At 35.7% G+C, this 7,665-nt stretch carries 10 protein-coding genes; 8 read left to right on the forward strand and 2 right to left on the reverse strand.

Going from position 1 to position 7,665, the window contains the following annotated elements; genetic code table 11:
- Positions 1-83: 83 nt before the first annotated feature.
- The 4 genes from AC06OU_RS13215 to AC06OU_RS13230 all read left to right on the forward strand — a co-directional run bounded on the left by AC06OU_RS13215 (position 84) and on the right by AC06OU_RS13230 (position 4,636).
- Positions 84-1,037, forward strand: coding sequence for a branched-chain amino acid ABC transporter permease (locus AC06OU_RS13215; RefSeq protein WP_475856349.1), 954 nt, complete (start codon positions 84-86; stop codon positions 1,035-1,037).
- A complete protein-coding gene (locus AC06OU_RS13220) occupies positions 1,027-1,815 on the forward strand; it encodes an ABC transporter ATP-binding protein (protein WP_475856350.1) in 789 nt (262 codons plus the stop codon). The genes AC06OU_RS13215 and AC06OU_RS13220 overlap by 11 nt, the downstream gene beginning before the upstream one ends.
- The gene (locus AC06OU_RS13225; RefSeq protein ID WP_475856363.1) at positions 1,808-2,512 is read left to right on the forward strand and encodes an ABC transporter ATP-binding protein; all 705 of its coding nucleotides are present in this window, start codon (positions 1,808-1,810) and stop codon (positions 2,510-2,512) included. The genes AC06OU_RS13220 and AC06OU_RS13225 overlap by 8 nt, the downstream gene beginning before the upstream one ends.
- A 585-nt stretch (positions 2,513-3,097) precedes the next feature.
- Positions 3,098-4,636, forward strand: a complete 1,539-nt coding sequence (locus AC06OU_RS13230; protein ID WP_475856352.1) for a sensor domain-containing diguanylate cyclase — start codon at positions 3,098-3,100, stop codon at positions 4,634-4,636.
- Between the two features lie 42 nt (positions 4,637-4,678).
- Here AC06OU_RS13230 and AC06OU_RS13235 read toward each other — a convergent pair whose 3' ends face one another.
- Entirely contained in the window at positions 4,679-5,056 is a 378-nt protein-coding gene (locus AC06OU_RS13235) for a hypothetical protein (protein WP_475856353.1), read from the reverse strand.
- 82 nt (positions 5,057-5,138) lie between these two features.
- Between AC06OU_RS13235 and AC06OU_RS13240 the strand changes: the two genes are divergently transcribed.
- From AC06OU_RS13240 to aac(6'), 3 genes are all read left to right on the forward strand, one after another.
- The gene (locus tag AC06OU_RS13240; RefSeq protein WP_475856355.1) at positions 5,139-5,591 is read left to right on the forward strand and encodes an OsmC family protein; all 453 of its coding nucleotides are present in this window, start codon (positions 5,139-5,141) and stop codon (positions 5,589-5,591) included.
- 187 nt (positions 5,592-5,778) lie between these two features.
- Positions 5,779-6,021, forward strand: a complete 243-nt coding sequence (locus tag AC06OU_RS13245) for a hypothetical protein (RefSeq protein ID WP_169360140.1) — start codon at positions 5,779-5,781, stop codon at positions 6,019-6,021.
- Between the two features lie 6 nt (positions 6,022-6,027).
- Positions 6,028-6,483: an aminoglycoside 6'-N-acetyltransferase gene (aac(6'), locus tag AC06OU_RS13250; RefSeq protein ID WP_475856358.1), complete on the forward strand. Its 456-nt coding sequence runs from the start codon at positions 6,028-6,030 to the stop codon at positions 6,481-6,483.
- A gap of 89 nt (positions 6,484-6,572) precedes the next feature.
- On the opposite strand, the gene trhA is transcribed toward aac(6'), so the two are convergent.
- A complete protein-coding gene (gene trhA / locus AC06OU_RS13255; protein ID WP_475856359.1) occupies positions 6,573-7,223 on the reverse strand; it encodes a PAQR family membrane homeostasis protein TrhA in 651 nt (216 codons plus the stop codon).
- A 141-nt stretch (positions 7,224-7,364) separates the two neighbouring features.
- On the opposite strand from trhA, the gene AC06OU_RS13260 reads away from it, so the two are divergent.
- Positions 7,365-7,665 (forward strand): DUF1836 domain-containing protein (locus AC06OU_RS13260; RefSeq protein WP_475856361.1); only part of this gene is annotated, 301 nt, incomplete at its 3' end.

A 7,665-nucleotide genomic window follows, 5' to 3' on the forward strand; every position in this document is an offset into this window, starting at 1 on the left:
TGTCATTCTAATATTAATACTTATCTTTAGACCATCAGGTATTTTTGGCAAAAATGCACGAGAGAAAGTGTAGGTGTATTCGTATGAGGAAAACTTCTAAACAGTTTTGGCTATTTGTTGTATTAGGAATAGCTATCTATGCTGTCATACAGCTTCTTATTATGAACGGGATTATTGATCAATTTTATAGTAATACAATTATTGTTATATCTATTAATATTATATTAGCCGTAAGCTTACATCTTATTATTGGGATCACCGGACAGTTTTCTATAGGTCATGCAGGATTTTTAGCAATTGGGGCATATATTTCAGCTATTGTGACGATGAGACTTGAATTACCGTTCTTCTTAGCCATAATAATAGGTGGAATTGTTGCTGCTTTGGCTGGGTTGATAGTCGGTATTCCTAGTTTACGCTTAAAGGGAGACTACTTAGCAATAGCAACGCTCGGCTTCGCTGAAATTATCCGTATTGTCTTTTTAAATATCGATTATGTTGGTGGAGCTTCCGGTATGCAGGTTGACCATATGACTACATGGACGACAGCATTCATCTGCTTAGCAATTACTATCTTGGTGATTGTCAATTTCACAAACTCAAGACATGGTATTGCCTCCATTTCAGTTAGGGAAAATGAAATTGCTGCTGATGCTATGGGGATTAATACAACCTATTATAAGGTAGCAGCATTTGCAATCGGTTCCTTTTTTGCTGGAGTAGCAGGTGCTCTTTACTCACATAATTTTTATATCATTCAACCAAGTCAATTTGGTTTCTTGAAATCGTTCGACATTTTAATCTTTGTTGTTCTAGGAGGATTAGGGAGCTTATCTGGAGCCGTTTTATCAGCTATCCTATTAACCGTCGTTTCAACTTATCTACAAGGATATCCAGAAACTCGAATGATCATTTACAGTCTTGTACTAATCATTGTTATGTTGTATAGACCAAAAGGATTGATGGGGACGATGGAGATTACAGATTACTTTAAAATGTGGAGAACACCAAAAGGGGGCAGTCAATATGGAAAATAAGCCTTTACTAGAGGTGATAAATGCCGGAATTCAATTTGGGGGCTTGAAGGCTGTCCAAAATTTAAATATGGTTTTAAATGAAGGAGAGCTTGTAGGTTTAATAGGGCCAAACGGAGCAGGGAAAACAACGAGCTTCAACCTATTGACTGGCGTTTATGCCCCTACAACTGGGGATATTATGTTTAACGGGGAACGAATTAATGGATTGCCTCCTTTTAAGGTGACTAGGAAAGGTATTAGCAGAACGTTTCAAAATATTCGTCTGTTTAATGAATTGACTGTCTTAGAAAATGTGAAGGTTGCTTATCATTCTTTAGCTAAGCATACGATGCTTAGTTCCATTCTTCGACTACCCTCTCATTTTAAAGGTGAGCAAGAGATGGAAGAGAAATCTATCGAATTTTTGAAGATATTTAAATTAGATAGATATAAGGATGAGCTTGCGAAAAACCTTCCTTATGGTCAGCAGAGACGTTTAGAGGTTGCAAGAGCTTTGGCTGCAGGTCCTAAGCTACTTTTATTAGATGAGCCAGCAGCTGGGATGAATCCTAAAGAAACAAAAGAACTAATGGATCTAATAGGATTTATTCGTGAAAAGTTTGATTTAACCATTCTGCTGATCGAGCACGATATGAATCTTGTAATGGGTGTTTGCGAAAGAATTTATGTATTAGACCATGGACAGCTTTTAGCAGAAGGCACTCCTCAAGAAATACGAAACCATCCAAAAGTCATCGAGGCTTATTTGGGAGAGGAGGTTCCAAATGTCCATGCTTAAAGTAGAAAATATGGATGTGTATTATGGGAATATCCAAGCTTTACATAATATATCGATAGAAGTGCATGAAGGAGAAATTGTTACGTTAATCGGAGCAAACGGGGCTGGAAAAAGCACTCTCCTTAAAACTCTATCTGGATTGTTAAAGCCTAAGAGGGGTAAAATTGAGTTTTTAGGAAAATCAATAACAGGGAAAGCAGCTCAAACGATAGTAAAGGCTGGTATATCTCATGTGCCAGAGGGTCGAAGAGTTTTTGCGAATCTTACTGTAGAGGAAAATCTCGAGCTAGGAGCATTTCTTCGTAAGGATAAGGCAGGCATTAATTCAGATTTAACAAAGGTTTATGAAACATTTCCAAGATTGTTAGAAAGAAGAAAGCAGCTATCCGGAACACTCTCCGGAGGAGAACAGCAAATGCTTGCCATCGGGCGAGCGATTATGGCAAAGCCCAAACTAGTGTTACTAGACGAACCGTCTATGGGATTGGCTCCGCTTATGGTTCAAACTATTTTTAAAGTTATAGAAGAAATAAATAATGAAGGTACCACGGTATTATTAGTTGAACAAAATGCCCATATGGCACTTTCCGTAGCTAATAGAGGATACGTTATTGAAACAGGTAAGGTAGTATTATCTGGACCTGCGAGGGACTTACAATCGAGCGAAGAAGTTAAGCTAGCTTATTTAGGCGGTTAATGACGAGTACTTGAAGGAAAAGGTGAGCTTGGTAACACGATCAAGCTCATTTTTTTTATGATTTGAATGTCCTTTTTATAATGTTTACAGTCACTATAACAAAGAATGGTTAGTCAAAATCAATCATTAATTTTTATCAAAGCTTTACTATTAAAATTATAAATAGACGACGAAATTGGGTTGGTAACAGTTTTTCAGCTTCGCTTATGCGAATAAATTTATTAGTGCTTTATCGATGCTAAATTTGTTCACATTCATTGATTGGAGCGCCAGACGGCGACTCCTACGGGATGAGTGTGACAGATAAGACATCACAACCACGCGCGTAAGCGATGGGTGATGGCTTATCGCTCACCTCGAGGAAAGCGTCCGGCTGGGGCGAAAAATCAATTCTACTCTCTGATTTATGATAGGAATGCCAGAAGGTCTTCTCCATTCTCAACCTTTCACCTCTTCGGAAAAGGATGCTTCCTCCTCTTTTTTCATCCATATCAATCAAAATATCTATTACCTATAGTTATTCCTATATAAATAATGCTACAATGAGAAAATGTAGTAATTATATTGTATAAATTTGGAGGAAGCATGATAAAAACGTTACGTTTTTGGATTTTAACTTTAATTTCATTTTCAATCATTGGCATACTGACAAGCTCACTCTTTTCTAGCTATTTAGTAACAAAAGATAGCTTGATAGATAACTCATTGGAGCAAAACCAAGTATATTCTAAAAAGCTGGCGGAAATGTCAGAGGAGCTTTTTTCTTCTATGCAACTAAACCTTGAAGGGAGAAAAGCTGATATTATCAAGCTATTGGATAATCCGTCCGAGTTAACAATAGTTTTGAACCAGCTAATAGTAACAAGTAAAAACTTTAACTCTGTCTCAGTTATTGATAAGAACGGGCTTGCGATAGCTACTTCTCCTAATGTAGGAATTGCTGGTACTGTTATTCAATCTGAAGGTGTTAAAGAAGCATTAGATAAGAAAGAGAATATTATTACAAAACCATATATGGCTGCGACAGGTAGATTACTAGTTCTAGTATCCACCCCTCTTTTTAATGAACAAAATGAGTACCTAGGAATGCTGAATGGAACCATCTATTTGGAAGAGGATAATTTTATACGAAACGTATTAGCAGAGCATTATTCTAAAGATGGATCGTATGTTTATGTCGTAGACCATTCAGGAACGCTTATTTATCATCCTGATGAAGAGAGAATCGGAGAGGTAGTAAAAAGTAATGAGATAGTAGAGAGCTTAATCAGAGGGGACAGTGGCTCGAGTATTACAGAGAATACGAAGGGCGACCTGTACGTGGCTGGATATACTTTAATAGAAGCAAGCGGATGGGGAGTAGTATCGCAAACCCCTTATGCTTCAAGCATAGAGCCTCTTGCTGGAATCATATTGAAGATATTTTTATATGCACTACCTTTTATAGTTTTATTTCTTGTAGTAGCTTTTGTCCTTTCAACTAAACTAGCTTCTCCATTACAAAAACTTTCAAGGTACACAATGGATCCACAATTTAATCGAAATGAGCTAGAAATTCCGACATGGTATTTTGAAGCTAAGCAGTTAACCGAAACTGTTGAAAACTATCGAAAAAAACAAGAAGAAACTGTAGAGGATTTTAAAACTCAATCCTTAACTGATCCTTTAACTGGGCTGAAAAATAGAAGGTTTGCAGAATATCTTTATAGTCATTTAATCGAGAGTAAAAATAACTTCTCGATGATTATGGTGGATATCGATTTCTTTAAAAAAGTAAATGATGAATTTGGACATAATGCAGGGGATGAGGTTCTCCAATTCATAGCTTACCGAATGAATAGGGTAGCTCGTGAAGAAGATTATATCATTAGATTGGGTGGCGAAGAATTTGCAATTGTTATGCCGAACACTCTATTAGAGGAAGCATACCGTATTGCGGAGATACTGAGGAAAGATATTGAATCTACATTACCTCCAACCAATAAGGCTATAACAATATCTTCTGGAGTAGGGGAATACAAGCATAAGGCTGAAGAGATTTCTTCATTTATGGACCGTATTGATCAGGCTCTATATAAGGCAAAATCTAATGGGCGTAATCAAACGATTAAATCCAAGTATTAGAAATAACGTAAAAAGGTTTTAGCCAGTAGCTAAAACCTTTTGTCATTGTACATTGTTCATCTTTTTAATGAGATAAAATACAGCCTCTATAATCATTCCTATTACTAACCCAAAAGCACTAAACATAAACAGGGAAAGGATTCCAATTATATCACCGTTTCCTTCAGGATTAATAATGAAGGAGCGGAAAAGGTCAATGAAACCTATCGCCAATCCAAACGTAAATAAATAAAATGCTTTGTGGAGGTTGTATAATAGCATAGCTCCAGCTGTGACTCCTGCTACAATGGAAAAGGCTGCAAAAGCAATAAAGTTCATAATAACTAATTCTTGTCCTAATACATACCTAACACCTAGAATTAGTAAAAAAAGCGAAGCTACAATGATGAAACCAGCAATTTTTCCATAATTTTTTAACAAATTAAACGCCTACCTTCTCTTTTTATAATATAGGAAAGTGGCACAATTTCCAATACATCCATAAGAAAGGTTTGATCGAATTATGACGGAACATCTTTTTCATTTAAAAGCGAATTGGCCTGGAGGCAGAAATGACGTGGGGGATATTCACTCAGGGAATTTACAAACTAGTATCTCCATTCCAAAAGAAATGGACGGACCTGGAATTGGAACTAACCCTGATGAAATGCTTTTAGGTGCTGCAGCGACTTGTTATATTATTACACTGGCTGCAATGATGGAGAGAAGTAAAGTAAATACAGAAAACTTAGAGATGGACTCAACTGCCATAGTAGATGTTACAAATGGTGTTTTTACGTATAAAAAAATTATTCATCGTCCGATAATTGTAATAACAGATGAAAAAGACAGACTAGTATCAGAAAAGCTCGCTATTAAAGCAGAACAAAGCTGTATGATAAGTAAGGCATTGCGAGGAAATGTGGATATTGAAGTAGAATATTCTATTAATATTACGGACAAATCGATTTTATAAAATAGTGACGTACGAAATGCCAAATGAATATTTTGATTTCTATACCTTTAAGTTAAATTGCTAAAAAAATTATAAAAACCGATATTTTTCAATGTTGATCTTTAATTGATTGTTCATATTTTTACTTTATAAAAGGAATTATATCTTTAATTAGTAACTACATTTTTGATTAATAGGAGTGAATACAGTGGAATGGATAATAATACCGGCATTGATATTTTCTGTACCTGTCATAAGAGCGATTACAGATCACTTAGAAGAAAAAGCACGTATAAAAGCTAGCTCTGTTAAAGATGCATTAGAACTGGAAAGACTTAAACAGGAAAATTTTATAATTGAAACAGAAAAGATGAAAATAGAATTGGAACAAATGAGATTACAATCTCCCTCTCCAAGCTTAGATTTTTCCGTTACTAAAAAGGAGGTTTAGCATTGTATGGAAGGCATAATGGTGATTAAACGAGCTGAGATGGAAGATTCGATGGATGTAGTCAGATTAACTTCCCTACTATGGCCAGGACACAATGTAGAAGAGTTTAAAATTGAAACAGAACAGCTGATTAAGAACGAGAATGCGATTGTTTATCTAGCATATGGACCTTTAGGAGAGCCAATAGGATTTGCACAGTGTCAAATTCGAACAGACTATGTTGAAGGAACTAGTACAACGCCAGTAGGATATTTGGAAGGACTTTTAGTGAAAGAAACGTTCAGGAAATCAGGCATCGCCAAGCAGCTAGTTAAACATTGCGAAGACTGGTCTATTTTGAAAGGCTGTAGGGAGTTTGCTAGTGACTGTGAGCTAGACAATGAGGAGAGTTATAACGTCCACCTGAAGCTAGGCTTTAAAGAAGTAAATCGTGTCATTGCTTTTGCTAAAAAGCTGACTTAAACATGAGGAAATTATGAAAGGCACTTTCTGTTCTATTTGAACGGGAAGTGCCTTTCTCATTGGCTATATTTTGTTTATACAACGTGGGTTTATATTACAAATTCATATACACATATAAAATGAAATATAGTTCCGAGCAATATGAAAATATGGAAAATTTCGTGGAAGCCTAATTTTTTTATAAATGGTAGATTAGGCTTTATACCATATATGATTCCGCCTATCGTATAGAAAATGCCTCCTCCAACTAAATATAAAAGTCCATGGGTTCCAAGACTTTCAGCTAATGAAGGAGCAAGAAAGATAATAATCCATCCCATTCCTATATAAAGAGCTGTGGAAATCCATCTTGGGCAATCAAACCAGACCATCTTAAATAATACTCCTGACATAGCTAGGATCACGATTAAACCAAATAATAGATACCCTGTTGACCCCTTCAAAGTAATGAGGCAAAAAGGAGCATATGTGCCAGCGATGAGTAAATAAATCATCGAATGGTCTAAGCGGCGTAAAAACTGAATAACCCGTTCTTTCGATTTAACCGCATGATACGTGGCAGAAGCTGTGTAAAGCAATATCATACTAACGCCAAAAATAGAGAGTGCTGTTAATGTTAGGCTCGTTGCGTTTAAGGTAATTCCTTTCATAATCATGAGGAATAACCCGATTATTCCTAAAATAGCTCCAAATAAATGAGATAAGGAGTTAAAAGGTTCTCTAATATAATTTTCTAGCATAAAAATGAATGCCTCCACTTCACTAAGTAGTTTTAATAACTACATATAATGATATATTGATATGTATTGGTAGTCAAGGTTTACCTTTATTGAGTTTTACGTTACTATGTTTTTAAGTATTACTAGGAGGTTCATTTATTTATGAATGATTTAAATCGGTTGATTGACCGTTTAGCTTTAGACACTGCTATTAAAGAAGAGGATATACCGGAAATAGACTTATACATGGACCAGGTTATACAGCTTTTTGATGCTAAATACGGGACGACCATTCGAAGTGATGAAGATAAGGTACTAACTAAAACGATGATTAACAATTATGCAAAGGGCAAGCTATTCGTTCCTATAAAAAATAAGAAGTACTCTAAACAACATATTATGTTGATTAATCTTATTTACCATTTAAAAGGATCACTTTCCATCAGTGATGTGAAAGAAACTT

This window comes from Psychrobacillus sp., assembly GCF_056205495.1.

What these genes read in the sequence shown, in the direction of transcription:
- AC06OU_RS13215 (WP_475856349.1), top strand. Translation starts at nt 84, where the DNA reads ATGAGGAAAACTTCTAAACAGTTTTGGCTATTTGTTGTATTAGGAATA.
- AC06OU_RS13220 (WP_475856350.1), top strand. Translation starts at nt 1,027, where the DNA reads ATGGAAAATAAGCCTTTACTAGAGGTGATAAATGCCGGAATTCAATTT.
- AC06OU_RS13225 (WP_475856363.1), top strand. Translation starts at nt 1,808, where the DNA reads ATGCTTAAAGTAGAAAATATGGATGTGTATTATGGGAATATCCAAGCT.
- AC06OU_RS13230 (WP_475856352.1), top strand. Translation starts at nt 3,098, where the DNA reads ATGATAAAAACGTTACGTTTTTGGATTTTAACTTTAATTTCATTTTCA.
- AC06OU_RS13240 (WP_475856355.1), top strand. Translation starts at nt 5,139, where the DNA reads ATGACGGAACATCTTTTTCATTTAAAAGCGAATTGGCCTGGAGGCAGA.
- trhA (WP_475856359.1), bottom strand. Translation starts at nt 7,223, where the DNA reads ATGCTAGAAAATTATATTAGAGAACCTTTTAACTCCTTATCTCATTTA.